Origin of the sequence: Cryptosporangium phraense (assembly GCF_006912135.1) — a bacterium.
Taxonomy (GTDB): Bacteria; Actinomycetota; Actinomycetes; order Mycobacteriales; family Cryptosporangiaceae; genus Cryptosporangium; species Cryptosporangium phraense.
Window position 1 is genome coordinate 62,739 of the sequence record NZ_VIRS01000018.1, and the last position, 14,666, is coordinate 77,404.

Annotated in this window: 12 protein-coding genes and 2 pseudogenes; 7 read left to right on the top strand and 7 right to left on the bottom strand. The window is 70.1% G+C overall.

Going from position 1 to position 14,666, the window contains the following annotated elements:
• Positions 1-18 precede the first annotated feature (18 nt).
• From FL583_RS24225 to FL583_RS43055, 4 genes and pseudogenes are all read right to left on the bottom strand, one after another.
• On the bottom strand, positions 19-561 hold the full coding sequence (locus tag FL583_RS24225; protein WP_142707110.1) for a GAF domain-containing protein: 543 nt from the start codon (positions 559-561) through the stop codon (positions 19-21).
• Positions 558-869 carry a hypothetical protein gene (locus FL583_RS24230; protein ID WP_142707111.1) on the bottom strand — a complete coding sequence of 104 codons (312 nt, stop codon included), beginning with the start codon at positions 867-869 and terminating at the stop codon, positions 558-560. The genes FL583_RS24225 and FL583_RS24230 overlap by 4 nt, the downstream gene beginning before the upstream one ends.
• Positions 870-1,038: 169 nt before the next feature.
• Positions 1,039-2,439, bottom strand: coding sequence for a dihydrolipoyl dehydrogenase (lpdA, locus tag FL583_RS24235; protein ID WP_142707112.1), 1,401 nt, complete (start codon positions 2,437-2,439; stop codon positions 1,039-1,041).
• Between the two features lie 90 nt (positions 2,440-2,529).
• Positions 2,530-2,727 (bottom strand): annotated as a pseudogene (locus FL583_RS43055) (hotdog domain-containing protein); the annotation flags it as partial.
• Positions 2,728-2,740: 13 nt separating this feature from the next.
• Here FL583_RS43055 and FL583_RS24240 point away from each other — a divergent pair.
• A complete protein-coding gene (locus tag FL583_RS24240) occupies positions 2,741-4,123 on the top strand; it encodes a sensor domain-containing phosphodiesterase (protein ID WP_142707113.1) in 1,383 nt (460 codons plus the stop codon).
• Here FL583_RS24240 and FL583_RS24245 read toward each other — a convergent pair.
• Positions 4,111-5,082: a magnesium and cobalt transport protein CorA gene (locus tag FL583_RS24245; protein WP_142707114.1), complete on the bottom strand. Its 972-nt coding sequence runs from the start codon at positions 5,080-5,082 to the stop codon at positions 4,111-4,113. The two genes, FL583_RS24240 and FL583_RS24245, sit on opposite strands and share 13 nt — an antisense overlap.
• 89 nt (positions 5,083-5,171) lie before the next feature.
• Here FL583_RS24245 and FL583_RS24250 point away from each other — a divergent pair, with 89 nt between their 5' ends.
• From FL583_RS24250 to FL583_RS41865, 3 genes and pseudogenes are all read left to right on the top strand, one after another.
• Positions 5,172-6,866, top strand: coding sequence for a sensor histidine kinase (locus FL583_RS24250; RefSeq protein ID WP_142707115.1), 1,695 nt, complete (start codon positions 5,172-5,174; stop codon positions 6,864-6,866).
• A gap of 111 nt (positions 6,867-6,977) precedes the next feature.
• Complete coding sequence (locus FL583_RS24255) at positions 6,978-7,436, top strand: response regulator (RefSeq protein ID WP_142707230.1); 459 nt, start codon at positions 6,978-6,980, stop codon at positions 7,434-7,436.
• A gap of 263 nt (positions 7,437-7,699) precedes the next feature.
• Positions 7,700-8,404, top strand: a pseudogene (locus tag FL583_RS41865) (IS110 family transposase); the annotation flags it as partial.
• Positions 8,405-8,796: 392 nt separating this feature from the next.
• On the opposite strand, the gene FL583_RS24265 reads toward FL583_RS41865, so the two are convergent.
• Positions 8,797-10,440: an APC family permease gene (locus FL583_RS24265; protein WP_142707116.1), complete on the bottom strand. Its 1,644-nt coding sequence runs from the start codon at positions 10,438-10,440 to the stop codon at positions 8,797-8,799.
• A 184-nt stretch (positions 10,441-10,624) separates the two neighbouring features.
• Here FL583_RS24265 and FL583_RS24270 point away from each other — a divergent pair, with 184 nt between their 5' ends.
• Genes FL583_RS24270 through purB form a run of 3 tightly spaced genes read left to right on the top strand, consistent with a single transcriptional unit; the run spans position 10,625 to position 14,344 of the window.
• Entirely contained in the window at positions 10,625-11,947 is a 1,323-nt protein-coding gene (locus FL583_RS24270; RefSeq protein ID WP_142707117.1) for an MFS transporter, read from the top strand.
• 34 nt (positions 11,948-11,981) lie between these two features.
• Positions 11,982-12,911 carry a zinc-binding dehydrogenase gene (locus FL583_RS24275; protein ID WP_142707118.1) on the top strand — a complete coding sequence of 310 codons (930 nt, stop codon included), beginning with the start codon at positions 11,982-11,984 and terminating at the stop codon, positions 12,909-12,911.
• A 14-nt stretch (positions 12,912-12,925) separates the two neighbouring features.
• Complete coding sequence (purB, locus tag FL583_RS24280; RefSeq protein WP_205752413.1) at positions 12,926-14,344, top strand: adenylosuccinate lyase; 1,419 nt, start codon at positions 12,926-12,928, stop codon at positions 14,342-14,344.
• 19 nt (positions 14,345-14,363) lie between these two features.
• Here the strand turns inward: purB and FL583_RS24285 are convergent, their stop codons facing one another.
• On the bottom strand, positions 14,364-14,582 hold the full coding sequence (locus FL583_RS24285; RefSeq protein ID WP_142707120.1) for a hypothetical protein: 219 nt from the start codon (positions 14,580-14,582) through the stop codon (positions 14,364-14,366).
• Positions 14,583-14,666 lie beyond the last annotated feature (84 nt).

Genomic DNA, 14,666 nt, shown 5'->3' on the forward strand with positions numbered 1-14,666 from the left:
GCCGGTCGTCCGGACCGGTCAGTTGGTGAAGAACGACGGCCGGTACTCCGGCGAGTGCCGGCTCGGGTGCTGTTCGAACGCAATGACGACGTCGGCCGCTGCCGCCTGCAGCTCGGCGATCTCGTCGGCGCTGAACACGTGTGGGACCTGCTCGATCACGCAGTGCGCCCCGAGCACCTGCCCGGACGGCGTGATCAGCGGGGCGCCGGCGTAGGCCCGGACCCCGTCGAGCTCCACCGCCGGGTTCGTGCACTGCATCGGGTCGCTGGTGGCGTCCGAGACGATGTACGGCTCGCCGGTCAGCACGGTCTGCGCGCAGAACGCCCACTCGGCCGGCGCGCCGCCGGATCGCATCCACCCCTCGACGCCGTGGGCGCCCGCGATCATCGCCGCGTTGTCGAGCATCAGCGTGGTCATCGCGGTCGGCATGTGCAGGTGCATCGCGGTGCGCATGGCGATCGCGTCCAGCTGCTGCCGCAGGTGCGGGTCGTCGAGGTCATAGTTGGCCAGTGCGGTCAGGCGGGTCCGGTCGGCCAGCCGGTGGTGCAGCAGGGTGCTCATGCCGGGCTCCCGATCAGCTCGCGGTCGGTGGCGATCGCGTCGAAGGCCGCGACCCGGATCTCCAGCGAACGGCCGCAGAGCGCGGTGATCGGATCGCTGGCCTTCATCGCCTCGATCACCCGGTCCAGCGCGTCCGGGTCGGTCTCGCGCCCGGTCAGTTCGGTGTCGCTGAGCAGCTGGTGCCAGATGCGGTCGGTGATCTCGGCGTAAACCTCGGCCAGCGCCATGTGCGCCTCGTCGAGGTCCGGCCGGGGCAGGCCGTACGGCCCGGACGTCGCGCCGGGCGGGGGGTGCGGGAGATCGATCATGGTCGTCCGTCCTCACGTTCCGCCACCGTGAAACTACAGGCGGTTACGACAATGATCGCCCATAAAGTCCGTTTCGGCAAAGGCCGTGCTTCGCGGAGCGCGGTCGACGACCGACTGGCCGTCGACCAGGCGCTCGAGCGAGCACCGGTCGACGGCCAGCGAAGAGACGTCAGAAGTTGATCATGTGGCCGGCCAGGCCGTGGATCGCTTCCTTCACGGCCTCCGACAGCGTCGGGTGGGCGTGCACGTTTCGGCCCACCTCGTGCACCGTCAGGTCCCACTGCTGCGCCAGCGTCAACTCGGGCAGCAGCTCCGTGACGTCCGGCCCGATCATGTGCGCGCCGAGGAGCTCGCCGTACTTCGCGTCCGAGAGGATCTTCACGAAGCCCCCCGGATCACCCAGCCCATGCGCCTTGGCGTTCGCCGTGAACGGGAACTTCGCAACCTGAACGTCGTACCCCTTCTCGCGCGCCTGGGCCTCGGTGTATCCGAACGACGCGATCTGGGGCTGGCAGTACGTCGCCCGCGGGATCATCACGTAATCGACCGACTGGGTCTCGGCCCCGGCGATCGTCTCGGCCGCGATGATGCCCATCGCCTCGGCCGCGTGCGCCAGCATCAGCTTCGCGGTGCCGTCGCCGATCGCGAAGATGTGCGGGACGCTCGTCCGGCAGAACTCGTCGATGTCGATCGCCCCGCGCTCGGTGAGAGCGACCCCGGTCTTGTCCAGACCGAAGCCCTCCGTCCGCGGCGCGAACCCGATCGCCTGCAGCACCTTGTCAGTCTCCAGGACCTGCTGGGCCCCGTCCTTGGAAACCGTCACCCGCACCGACGGGCCGGAGTCGTCGATCGATTCCACCCGCGTCGACGTGAGCACCTTGATGCCGAGCTTCTTGTACCGCTTCGCGAGCTCCGTCGACACCTCGACGTCCTCCAGCGGCACCAGCCGGTCGAGGAACTCGACGATCGTCACGTCGACGCCGTAGTTGCGCATCACGTACGCGAACTCAACACCGATCGCGCCGGCCCCGGCGATGACGATGCTCTTCGGCAGGTTGTCGGTGAGGATCTGCTCCTCGTACGTCACGACCCGGTCCGAGAGCGTCGTGCCCGGCAGCAGGCGGGTGGTGGCACCCGACGCGACGATCGCGTTGTCGAACGTGATCGTCTCGGAGCCGCCGTCGTTGAGCGCGACCTCGATCGTGTTCGGGTCGGTGAACGTTCCCCAGCCGTGGAACTGCTGGATCTTGTTCTTCTTCATCAAGAAGTGGACGCCCTTGACGCGGCCGTCGGCGACCTTCCGGCTGCGGTCGAACGCGGCCTTGTAGTCGAACGAGACCGTGCCGTCGACGGTGATGCCGAACTGCTTGGCCTCGTTCTGGAAGATGTAGGCGAGTTCGGCGTTCCGGAGCAGCGCCTTGGACGGGATGCAGCCCACGTTGAGGCACACCCCACCCCAGTACTGCTTCTCGATGATCGCCGTCTTCTTGCCGAGCTGCGCGGCTCGGATCGCGGCGACGTACCCACCCGGGCCGGCGCCCACTACCACGACATCGAAGTGTGTGCTCACGGTATCCACCCTATGCCGGAACGCGTCCTGACCATTAAGCGGTACGTTCTGTAGCCGCACCTGCCCGCGGGCGACCTCTTTATCGTCGGAGTCCCTGGTCAGGACCACCAACCAGAGCTGCTGCGTCCGTCCCTGCTGGATCGGTGTTGCGACCAGGCTCACCCTCCCGGCGGTCATCGACCGCAGAAAATCGGTGCCGTTGTGCAGGCCGACGGCGAACTGCCCCGCTCCTGCACGGCGTGCAACCGTTTTGCACCCTCGCTCTATTCGCCCGCTAACAGACGGCACCGATCAAGTCGGCATGACCGAGACTTCGTACGCCGAGCAGGCCGCCGACGGCACGCTCCGGCTCGTACCGCGCCCCGGCTCGATCGCCGCGCAGGCCCGCTCCGGCGCGGTCGGCGCCGTCCGGCCCGGCCGTGCCGACCGGGCGAGCTCTCGGTTCCCGACGATCGACAGCGTCATCGACGCCCGGGCGATCTTCCCGGTGTTCCAGCCGCTGGTCCGCGCCCACGACCGGGCGCTGATCGGGTACGAGGCGCTCAGCCGCGGCCCGGTCGGCACGCCCTGGGAGTCGCCGATCGCGCTGTTCGAAGCGGCCGGCGAGGTCGGCCGCCTGGCCGAGCTCGACTGGGCCTGCCGGGCCCGCATCGGCCGCGCGGCGATCGCCGCCGGTCTCGACCGCTCGACCGCCCTGTTCGTGAACGCCGAGCCGCCGGCCGCCGCGACGCCGTGCCCGGACGACCTGCTGCCCGCGGTCCGCGAGGCCGAGCGCCGGCTGCACCTCGTCGTCGAGATGACCGAGCGCTCGATCGCCGACGACCCGGCCGGCCTGCTCACCGCGGCGGCCGCGCTGCGGGCGGCCGGCTGCGGCATCGCGCTGGACGACGTCGGTGCGATCCCGGCGTCGCTGGCGCTGATGCCGCTGCTCGACCCGGACGTCATCAAGCTCGACATGCAGTTGGTCCGGCATCCGCACGACCTCACGACGGCCCGGGTCGTGAACAGCGTCATCGCCCAGGCCGAGCGCTCCGGCGCGGCGATCCTGGCCGAGGGCATCGAGACGCCCCAGCACCTGGCCACCGCCCGCACGATGGGCGCGTCGATCGTCCAGGGATTCCTCACCGGCCGGCCGGCCCCGCTGCCGGTCGAGGGCGCCCCGTCGCTACCGCCCGAGCGGCTCTACCGCCGGGTCGTCGAGGAGCCCACCGGGACGCCGTTCGAACTGCTGTCGCAGGCCCGCCCGGCCCAGCGCGCGACCAAGGAAGCCCTGCTCACGATCAGCAAATACCTCGAGACGAAGGGCCTCGACAGCGAGGAGCCGCCGGTCGTCCTCGGCTGCTTCCAGCACGACCGGCACCTCACGCCGGTGACGCGCGCCCGCTTCGCGAACCTGGCCATGTCGGCCGGGCTGGTCGCGGCGATCGGCGAGGGCGTCTCGCCCGAACCGGTGCCGGGCGTCCGCGGCGCCGGCCTCGACCCGGGCGACCCGCTCTGCGCCGAGTGGAACGTCGTCGTGGTCGGTCCGCACTTCGCCGGCGCGCTGGTGGCCCGGGACGTCGGCGACGACGGCCCGGAGGGGCAGCGTCGCTTCGACTACGTGCTCACCTACGAGCGTTCGCTGGTGCTGCGCGCGGCGCGCTCGCTCCTGCGCTGGCTCGCCCCCGTTCCCTACAACCAATGATTCCGACGGAACACCAGGTACAACGCGCTGGACACGGCCAGCATCAGCAGCACGGCCAGCGGATACCCGACTAGCCAGTGCAGTTCGGGCATGTGCTCGAAGTTCATGCCCCAGATCCCGGCCAGCAGCGTCGGACCGGCGATGATCGCCGCGTAGGCCGAGATCTTGCGCATGTCCTCGTTCTGCCAGGCCCCGGTGCGGGCCAGCTGGGCGTTCAGGATCGACGTGATCAGGTCGTCGAAGCCCCGGACCTGCGTGTTCACCTGCAGGACGTGGTCGGCGACGTCCCGGAAGTGCGGGGTGTTGCCGCCGGGCAGCACCGTGTCGCCGCGCATGATCGCCCTGGCCACCGGCTCCAGCGGCTCGACCGCCTCGCGGAACTCCAGCACCTCGCGCTTGAGCTCGTAGATCCGCTGGGTGACGTCCTGGCGCTCGGGCGCGAACACGGCCAGTTCGAGCTGGGTGACGTCGGTGCGCACCTCGCCGGCGATGGCCATGTACGAGTCGACGACCGCGTCCGCCAGTTCGTACACGACGGCGCCTGCGCCGTGCTCGAAGACCTTCCGGGAGGAGTCCAACCGGCGACGGGCCTCGCGGATCGGATCACCCTGATCGCCGTGGCTGACCGTCACCACCGCGTTGGCCAGCAGGAACAGCTCGATCTCGCCGGTCTCGATGGCCGAGGTCGCGTCGGTGTAGGTCAACGTCTTCAGTACGACGAACGTCTGGTCGCCGTAGCGCTCGACCTTGGCCCGCTGGTGCGCCTGCAGGGCGTCCTCGACGGCCAGCGGCGGCAGGTTCAGCTTGCTCGCTACCCGGCCCAGCACGTCGGCTTCCGGCGTCCACAGCGACAGCCAGCCGAAATCCGAACCGGTCAGGCCGTCGAGGGCGGCCAGCATCGCCTCCAGGTCACCCTCGATCGGCTTGACCGCGCCGTCGACATAGATCACGCAGTGCATACGACTGTGATACTCCGTTTCCGTGCATACCCGCTGAGCCCATCGGGTAGGGGAGAGGATTACGCCGTTTCTGGGTTAATGTCCGCGGGATGGCGCAGCGCGACATTTCCCCGGCCAAGCCTTCCAAACACCCCTTCCCCGCCGACCTCCCGCAGCAGTACCTCCGCGCGCTGATCGAGAACCTCGACAGTGCGGTGGTTCTCTGTGATCCGAAGGGTCGCATCCTGCTCTTCAATCGCGCGATGGCCGTCGCCTGCGCCAGCGGCACCACCGCGAGCTGGGAGCGGACCGAGGACGACCCGGAGTCCGGTGACCTGCGGGTCGGCGTCGACGTCAGCCGGATCTCGGGTTGCCTGCGCAACCCGGACGGCTCCCGCCTGGTGCAGGGCGAGCTGCCGCTGTCGAAGGCCCTGCGCGGCGAGCGGATCCGCGACCACGAGATCCACCTCGGCCCGGACGGCCGCCGACCGCGCACCTATCGGGTCCACGGCGAGGCGGTGTGCAACGAGACCGGCCGGACGGTCGGTGCGCTGCTGACCCTGCAGGACATCACCGAGCGACGCCTCGCCGCCCGGTTCGGCGACTGCGAGCTGGCCGTCTCCGAGGCGCTCACGGTCTCGGCTCCGGTCGACGAGGCCGGCACCGCCGTGCTGGCCGCGGTCGGGACCCGGCTGTCCTGGCCCTACGGGGAGCTCTGGCTGGCCGACGAGGTCGAGGAGATGCTGTACCCGGCGGCCCGCTGGGTCGCGCCCGGCCATCAGCCGTCCGATCCGATGCCCGATCGGCTGCCCCGCGGCGAGGGTCTGCCCGGCGAGGTCTGGGCGATGTCCGCCCCGCGCTGGTACGCCGACGTCGCCGCCCCCGGCGTCCACCCGAGCCTGGCCGCGACCGCGAGCCGGTTCGGGCTGCGCTCGGCCGTCGCGGTCCCGATCCGGACGCCCGAGCAGTTCATCGGCGTCCTGACGTTCTTCGGCGCGACGGTCGAGGAGCCGGAGAGCTCGCTGCTCGCGCTCCTCTCCGGCGTGGCCGCGCACGTCGGGCAGTTCCTCTCCAGACGCCGGGCCGACGACCTGGCCCTCGAGCTGACCCGCACCAGGGACGACTTCCTCGCGCTCGTCGGACACGAGCTCCGGACCCCGCTGACCTCGATCGTCTCGCACACCGAGCTGCTGCTGACCGACGGCGAGCTCAGCGGCGAGAACCGCCTGCTGCTCGAGTCGGTCGACCGCAACGCGAACGCGCTGCGCGCGATCGTCACCGACCTGCTCGACCTGGCCGGACTCGAGTCCGGCGACATCTCCCTCGACCTCGGTCCGGTCGATCTCTCCGAGATCGTCTCCGCGTCCACCGCGGCTCTCGCCCCGGTGGCCGAGGCCAACGACGTCAAGATCCAGGTGGACGCTCCGCGGGTGCTGTCGCTGCGCGGGGATCCGGTGCGGCTGCGCCAGCTCGCCGACGAGCTGATCGCCAACGCGGTGAAGTACTCGCCCGACGGCGGCGACGTCGGGGTCCGCCTCGAGCGCGAGGGTGACCTGGCCGCGCTGACCGTGACCGACGGCGGCCTGGGTATTCCGGAGGACGAGCGGCCACGGGTGTTCCAGCGCTTCTTCCGGTCGTCGGCGGGCACCGCCCGGGGAATCTCCGGAACCGGTCTGGGCTTGCCCCTGGCCCGGGCGATCGTCGAACGACACGGCGGGACGATCCAGGTCCAGCACGCGAATCCGGGCACGTCAATGACGGTGTCGCTGCCCCTGGACGGCCCCGGATCGAGCCCGGGCAAGTAGGCCCGCCCGCTATATCGCCAGCGGTGACGGAACCGTACGATTGGCGCCGGTCTCCCGTCGAGCAGCGTGCGCGGGGATCCGTACCCGTCTGCACGGTAGGAGGCCCCCATGATGATGCAGCTGTCCCCGCCGACGCCCTTCGAAGTCCTGATCGTGGACGACGACGCCGGCGACGTCCTGATCATCGAGGAAGCGCTCAGCACCCACGGTCTGGGCAGCACGCTGCACGTCGTCGCCGACGGCGTCGGAGCCATGGAGTTCCTCCGCCGCGAGGGTGAGCACAGGAACGCGCCCCGGCCGCACCTGGTGCTGCTCGATTTGAACATGCCCCGCAAGAGCGGCCGAGAGGTGCTCGAGGAACTGAAGCGGGACGACGACCTGGCGAGCATCCCGGTCGTCGTGCTCACGACGTCGTCGGCGGACGAGGACATCCTGCGGTCGTACGACCTGCACGCGAACGCGTACGTGACGAAGCCGGTCGACTTCGCGGAGTTCGAGGGCGTGGTCGTGCAGATCGAGCAGTTCTACGGTCAGACGGCCCAGCTGCCCGGCCGCCGCCGAGACCTCTGAGCCACCCTCCGTCGTCCGCGGCCACCCACCGCGGAGGACGGACCGCCAGGATCGAGGCGCCGCTCTCCCCGCCGGTTACCGCGCCCCTGTCGTTGGGATGATCCGGGGGGGTGTTGTGACCAGACCGGGTGGCGTCGACGGACCGCTGATAGGGACACGGCCGACCGCGTTCTTGGTAGGTCTCTTCGTAACGTGGCTGCCGGCTGTCGATGCCAGACCTGCGACCCATTCCTGTTCTCGGGGGCGCGGGAAGTGAGGCGGACATGAGCTCGAACAGACCGGACTACCAGGTGTTTTGCGGGTTGAACGTCGGCAAGGACGGCCACCACGCCACCGCGATTAGCCCGGCCGGCAAACGGCTGCACGACGCGCCGCTGCCTAACGATGAGGCCAGGTTGGTCGCCCGCGCGCAGGGCCACGACGTGGCCTACCTGCCCGGTCTGGCGATGCGCCGGATCGCTGACCTGCACCTCGGCTAGGCCAAGACCGACGCCCGCGACGCGCACGTCATCGCCGACGCGACCCGCACCCTGCCGCACACGCTGCGCCGTGTCGACGTCGGAGACGAAGCCCCCGCGGATTTGGAGGTGCTGGTCGGGCTCGACGACGACATGGCCGGCGAGGCGACCCGGGTCAGCAACCGCATCCGCGGGCTACTCACCCAGATCCATCCCGCCGCCGAACGCGTTCTCGATCCTCGCGTCGCGCACCTGGCTGTCCCTCGAGCTGTTGTCCCGATAATGGCGGACCGACCGCTTGCGGCAAGCCGGCCGCCGCCGCTGGTCGCCACCGCGGTCAAGAACGGCCCACGCATCGGTCAGCAACTCGTCACCGATCTGCTGACCGCTCTGAACCAGCAGACCGCCACCGTTCCAGGATCCGCCGCAGCCGAGACAGTGCTTCCGAAACTGGCCGAGTCCCTGCGCACCGCCCTCCGGCAGTGCGCCGACCTGGCGATTCAGGTCGAGGAACTGCCCCGATCCGCAGCGCGGCCCGGGGGTGCTGGCCGACCGTGGGGTTCTGCGGATTGGTCAACTTTCCTGACTACATGGTCAGGTAAGTTGACCAATCCGGAAAAGCACCAGGCGAACTCGCGAGCGCGCGCCAGCCGCAGAGGTGCCGTTGCCACGAGCCGGAATCGCGGGACGGCCGCCCGTTCGGGGGCCTCCGGAATCACTCATCTGGATGATGATTCCCCAGGCGTGGCGACGCGTCCGGGCCGGTGACATGCGACGGAGGGTGCTGTTGGTCTGCCAGACGCCGAACTGCTCACCGTCGCAGTGGCCCAGGCGCTTCTGCAGGTCCGCTCCGAACGCCGTGGGCTGCGGCTGGTCACTCCACTGCCTCAGGAATCAACCATCTAGTCCCGCCGTCGCCGGACGACGTCCTCCGGCGGCACGGTCGGTGGCTCGTTCGACAGGTCCGGCGCGATCACGATCGACTGGTCTCCCGAATCCGGCAACCCGAACAACGGATCCCGCTCCGTTCCCGCCAACACCAGATCCGACGTCCCCTTCACCAGCGTCCGACCCCGGAAGAACGCCGGCGCCACCACCGCATAACCGATCATCAGCACCGCCCCGAACACGAGCGTTCCGATGCCGATGATGAACACCCCGCCCACACCGCCGAGTGTCGTGCTGCCCGCGTCCGGCTTCGAGTAGTCGTAGGCCGACTTCAGGAACGCGGCCAGCAGCATCAGCCCGCCCAGGCCCGGCAACACGCCCTGCATCCAGAACGACCTCGCGCTCTTCAGGAGCTGCCTCCGGTAGAACCACACGCAGGCGAAACCGGTGATCCCGTAGTAGAACGCGATCATCAGGCCGACCGACGAGATCGAGTCACCCAGCACGTTCTCGCTCACTAGCGTGAGACCGACATAGAAGACGATCGACAGGATGCCCATCCAGATCGTCGCCACGGTCGGGGTCAGGTACTTCGGGTGGATCTTCGCGAAGCTCCGCGGAATGGCCCGGTACGCGCCCATCGACAGCGCGGTCCTCGCGGTCGGGATGATCGTCGTCTGGGTCGACGCCGACGCCGAGGTCAGCACCGAGATCAGCAGCAGCACCTCGAAGGCCTGGCCGACGAACGAGTGCCCGAACACCGCCGGCCCGAGCGCGTTGAAGATGTCGTCGCCGTTGTCGGGGTTGCCCAGGCCGATGCCCGACGTCCCCACCCCGGCGAACGCCACCGCGGCCAGCGCCACCAGCGCGTACGTGACCAGCAGCAGCACCGTCGACAAGATGGCGGCCCGGCCGGGGGTCTTCTCCGGGTCGGCGGTCTCCTCGTTGCAGGCGACGGCGGTGTCCCAGCCCCAGTAGATGAAGACCGCCAGCAGGGTGGCCTCCACCAGGTCGCTGACGCCCAGGCCACCGGGCCAGAACCAGCTCAGCGCGGGGTGGATCGAGCTGTCGGCCCCGTTGCCCGACCACACCTTGGCCAGCGCGATCACCGCGAACGCGATCAGCAGCACGAGCTCGATGCCCAGCAGCGCGTACTGCAGGCGGGCCGAGACCTCGACCCCGCGGTAACAGATGTAGGTCATGATCACGATCCACAGCACGCCGGCGACCGTGCTCCAGAACGTCGAGTCGGCCAACCCGTCGGCCCCGACCAGCTTGTAACTGTACGAACCGGCGATCTGGGCCAGGTTCGCCATCACGATGATGTCGGCGGCGATGATGCCCCAGCCGCCGAGCCACCCGACCCAGGGGCCGAACGCCCGGCTCGCCCACGTGAACGTCGTCCCGCAGTCCGGCTCGGCCTTGTTGAGCTCCTGGTAGGCCAGCGCGATCAGGTACATCGGCACGAACGCCAGCAGGATCACGGCGGGCGCCTTCACGCCGACCGCGACGACGATGAAGCCGAGGGTCGCGGCCAGGCTGTAGGCCGGCGCGGTCGACGACATCCCGATCACGACGCTGGCGACCAGCCCGAGCGCCCCGCCTTTGAGACCTTTGTCGCCGGCGCCCGCAGCCACGGCCTGCGTGTCCTGAGTCATCGCGCCCTCCCCAGCCACCCGGTCTTCCGGTTATCGCACCCGGAAGCGGCGCCCCGGCATCCACCGCACGGAGGACGTCCCGGAGACAATCTCCGTTTACCGGCTGTTTTCGGTGAGTGGAACAACCGAGTTTTCCCGAGCGGTCGCCGAGGCAAGCGCAGACAACGCTCACCTGGAGGCCGCCGTGACCGCGTTACCGCAGAGCCGGCTCGACCGCGTCGGCCGGACCGTCCTCGCCCTCTGTTTCGTCGTCGTCCTGCTCGAAGGCTTCGACCTGTTCGTCTACAGCACGGTCATCCCCGACCTGATCGACGACCCGGACTGGCACCTCACCGCCTCGCAGGCCGGCCGCATCGGCTCGTACGCCACGTTCGGCATGTTGCTCGGGTCGCTGGCGATCGGCACGGTCACCGACTGGATCGGCCGCCGCAAGACGGTCATGGCCTGCGCGACCTGGTTCTCGCTGCTGATGGCGTTCTGCGCCGTCGCCCCGAACCCGACGGTCTTCGGACTCGGCCGCTTCCTGGCCGGCCTCGCGCTCGGCGGGCTCATCCCGACCGCGATGCCGCTGGTCATGGAGTACATCGGGGAGAACCGCCGGGGCCGGGGCGCGACCTGGATGATGGCCGGCTACCACGTGGGGGGCCTCGTCGTGGCCGCGCTCGCGATCGCGGTGCTGCCCGCGTTCGGCTGGCGCGCGATGTTCTGGGCCGGAGCGATCCCGATCGTCGTGATGCTCCCGCTGCTCTGGCGGTACCTGCCCGAGTCGGTCGGCTTCCTGCTCTCGCACGGCCGGAGGGCCGAAGCCGAGGCGGTCGCCTCCCGTCACCACATTCCTCTGGACGACGTCCAGCCGGACGAAAATCCGCGCGCCGACCGCTCGGCCGGGCTGCGCACGATCTTCGGCCCCGGATACCTGGTCGCGACGCTGCTGTTCTTCGTCGCCTCGTTCTGCGGACTACTGCTCGTCTACGGGTTCGGGACGTGGCTGCCCGAGCTCATGCGCAAGTCCGGTTACGGGCTCGGTTCGGCGCTGACGTTCCTGGTCGTGACGAACGTCGGGGCGATCGCCGGGATGCTGCTCACCGGCCCGATCGCCGACCGCGCCGGCACGAAGCGGACCGCCGCGATCTGGTTCCTCACCGGCGCGGTGTTCGTCGGGATCCTCAGCATCCACCTGCCCGCGGTGCTGATGTACCTGGCGGCCGCGCTGGCCGGGTTCTTCCTGTTCACGGCCCAGACCGTGCTGTACGGGCACGTCGGGTACCACTACCCGTCGTCGGCGCACGCGACCGCGCTGGGTTGGATCGCCGGGATCGGGCGGATCGGGTCGGTGGTCGGGCCGACGCTCGGTGGGGTGTTGCTGGATGCGGACGCCGGGGTGTGGAGCTTCTACGTGTTCGCGTTGGCCGGGTTGGTCGGAGCGGCCGCGATGGCGCTGGCGCCGGGCGCCTCCCGCTCGCGCTGGCCACTCTTCGGTCGCGCTGGTTCGCCGGCCACCTCTTGACCTCTAGTCCGGTTGAGGTTGGAGGCTGCTTCCCATGCGCGCGATACAGCTCACCGCCTTCGGCGATCCCTCCGTTCTGGTGCCGGTCGACGTCCCCGATCCGGTTCCCGCCTCCGATCAGGTTCTGGTGGACGTCGAACGAGTGAGCATTTCGTTCGTCGAGACCCAGATCCGGGCCGGACGGCCGCCGCGAGCGTTTCCGCTGCCCGAGCCGCCGTTCATTCCGGGGAACGGGGTCGGCGGGGTGGTCAGCGCGGTCGGCCCGGGCGTCGACCCGGGACTGGTCGGGCGGCGCGTGTTCGCGACGACGGGCGGCCACGGCGGGTACGCGTCGAAGGCGGTCGCCGCGGTGAGCGACCTGGTCGAGATACCGGCCGGGATTTCGACGGCGGACGGCGTGGCGCTGGCCACCGACGGGCGGACCGCGCTGGGGCTGTTCCGGCTCGCCGCTCCGGGTGCGGGGGAGATCGTGCTGGTCGAGTCGGCGGCCGGCGGGGTCGGCACGCTGCTCGTTCAGCTCTCCCTCCGCGCCGGTGCCCGGGTCATCGGAGTGTCGAGCGGTGGCAAGCTGAATATCGTCAAAAAGAGGACGGAAGCGATCGACTACGGGCAGCCGGAGTGGGCGGACCGGGTCCGCGAGCTGACCGCGGGCGCGGCCGTCGACGTGGTGTTCGACGGGGTCGGCGGCGCGGTGGGCACGGCGGCGGCCGGGCTCGTGAGCACGGCGGGGCGGTTCGTGATCCACGGGGCGGCCAGCGGGTCGATGACGGATCCGGCGACGGTGAACGCGCGGATCCTGACGCTGCGGGACATCCGCGAGACGGTCGCGGAGCTGTCGCGGGACGCGCTGACCTCGGGCCTTTCGCCGCTGGTCGGGCAGGTGCTCCCGTTGGAGCGGGCGGCCGACGCGCACGCTCGGATCGAGGCGCGGACCGCGGTCGGTAAGACGCTGCTCGCCGTGTGAGCGAAGATGGGGGCGTGATCCCGAACGTTCTCGCCGCCCGCTATGCCTCTCCCGAGCTGACCAGGCTGTGGTCGCCGGAGCACAAGATCGTGCTCGAGCGCCGGCTGTGGATCGCGGTGCTGCGTGCGCAGCGTGAGCTCGGCGTTCCGGTTCCGGACGGCGTCGTCGAGGCCTACGAGGCGGTCGTGAACGACGTCGATCTGGAGTCGATCGCGGCGCGGGAGCGGGTGACCAGGCACGACGTGAAGGCGCGGATCGAGGAGTTCTCGGCGCTGGCCGGGCACGAGCACATCCACAAGGGGATGACGTCCCGGGACCTCACCGAGAACGTCGAGCAGCTGCAGGTCCGGGCGTCGCTCGAGCTGATCCGGGACCGGGTCGTGTCGTCGCTGGTGCGGCTGGCCGCGCGGGCGGTCGAGTTCGACGCGCTGGTGCTGACCGGGCGGTCGCACAACGTGCCGGCCCAGGCCACGCTGCTCGGCAAGCGGTTCGCGTCCGCGGCCGAGGAGCAGATGCTGGCCTATTCGCGCATCTCTTCGCTCTTGGAGGGGTATCCGCTGCGGGGGATCAAGGGACCTGTCGGCACCTCGGCCGACCAGCTGGATCTGCTCGGCGGGGATCCGATCCGGCTGGCCGCTCTGGAGCAGGCGGTGGCCCGGCACCTGGGGTTCTCGCAGGTGTTCACGAGCGTCGGCCAGGTGTATCCGCGGTCACTCGACTTCGACGCGGTGTCCGCGCTGGTCGTGGCCGCCGCGGGGCCGTCGAGCCTGGCCACGACGATCCGGCTGATGGCCGGGCAGGAGCTGGTCACCGAGGGGTTCAAGGCCGGTCAGGTCGGTTCGTCGGCGATGCCGCACAAGATGAACACGCGGTCCTGCGAGCGGGTGAACGGGCTGGCCGTGATCATCCGCGGGTACGCGTCGATGACCGGTGAGCTGGCCGGTAACCAGTGGAACGAGGGGGACGTGTTCTGCAGCGTCGTCCGTCGGGTCGCGCTGCCGGATGCGTTCTTCGCGGCGGACGGGCTGTTCCAGACGTTCTTGACGGTGCTGACCGAGTTCGGTGCGTACCCGGCGGTGGTGCAGCGCGAGCTCGACCGCTACCTGCCGTTCCTGGCGACGACGAAGGTGCTGGTAGCGGCCGTGCAGCGCGGGGTGGGCCGGGAGGTCGCGCACGAGGCGATCAAGGAGCACGCGGTGGCGGTGGCGCTGGAGATGCGCGAGAAGGGCGTCGAGCGCAACGATCTGCTGGAGCGGTTGGCGGCGGACGAGCGGTTGCGGCTGGACGCGCCGACGGTGCGGGCACTGGTGGCCGATCCGTCGGCGTTCACCGGGGCGGCGTCGACGCAGGTGGCGACCGTGGCTCAGCGGGTGTCGGAGATCGCCGCCCGGCACCCGGGGGCGGCGACGTACACGCCGGGAGAGATCTTGTAGCGATGTGTGGGCGTGCGGGCTAGGCCGCGGCGGCGGCTTCGAGGGCCCAGCGCATGCGCGGGACCGCGGTCTCCGGGTGGTCGCCGAACTCGGCGGCCAGCCGCTGGGCGCAGCCGGACTCGCCACCGAAGCGCTCGAGGCTGGTCTCGATCGCGGCCTCGACCTGCGCCGAGCTGCAGGCGTCGGACGGCTGCAGCGCGCTGACGAACAGCGCTTCGGCCTTCATCGTGAGCGTCATGGTTCCCCCTGCCGGTGGTGCCTCCCCCGAGGCGATGACGCAACCATCCGGGCCCGCAGGAGCACCCCCGGTCGCAGCTCGGGA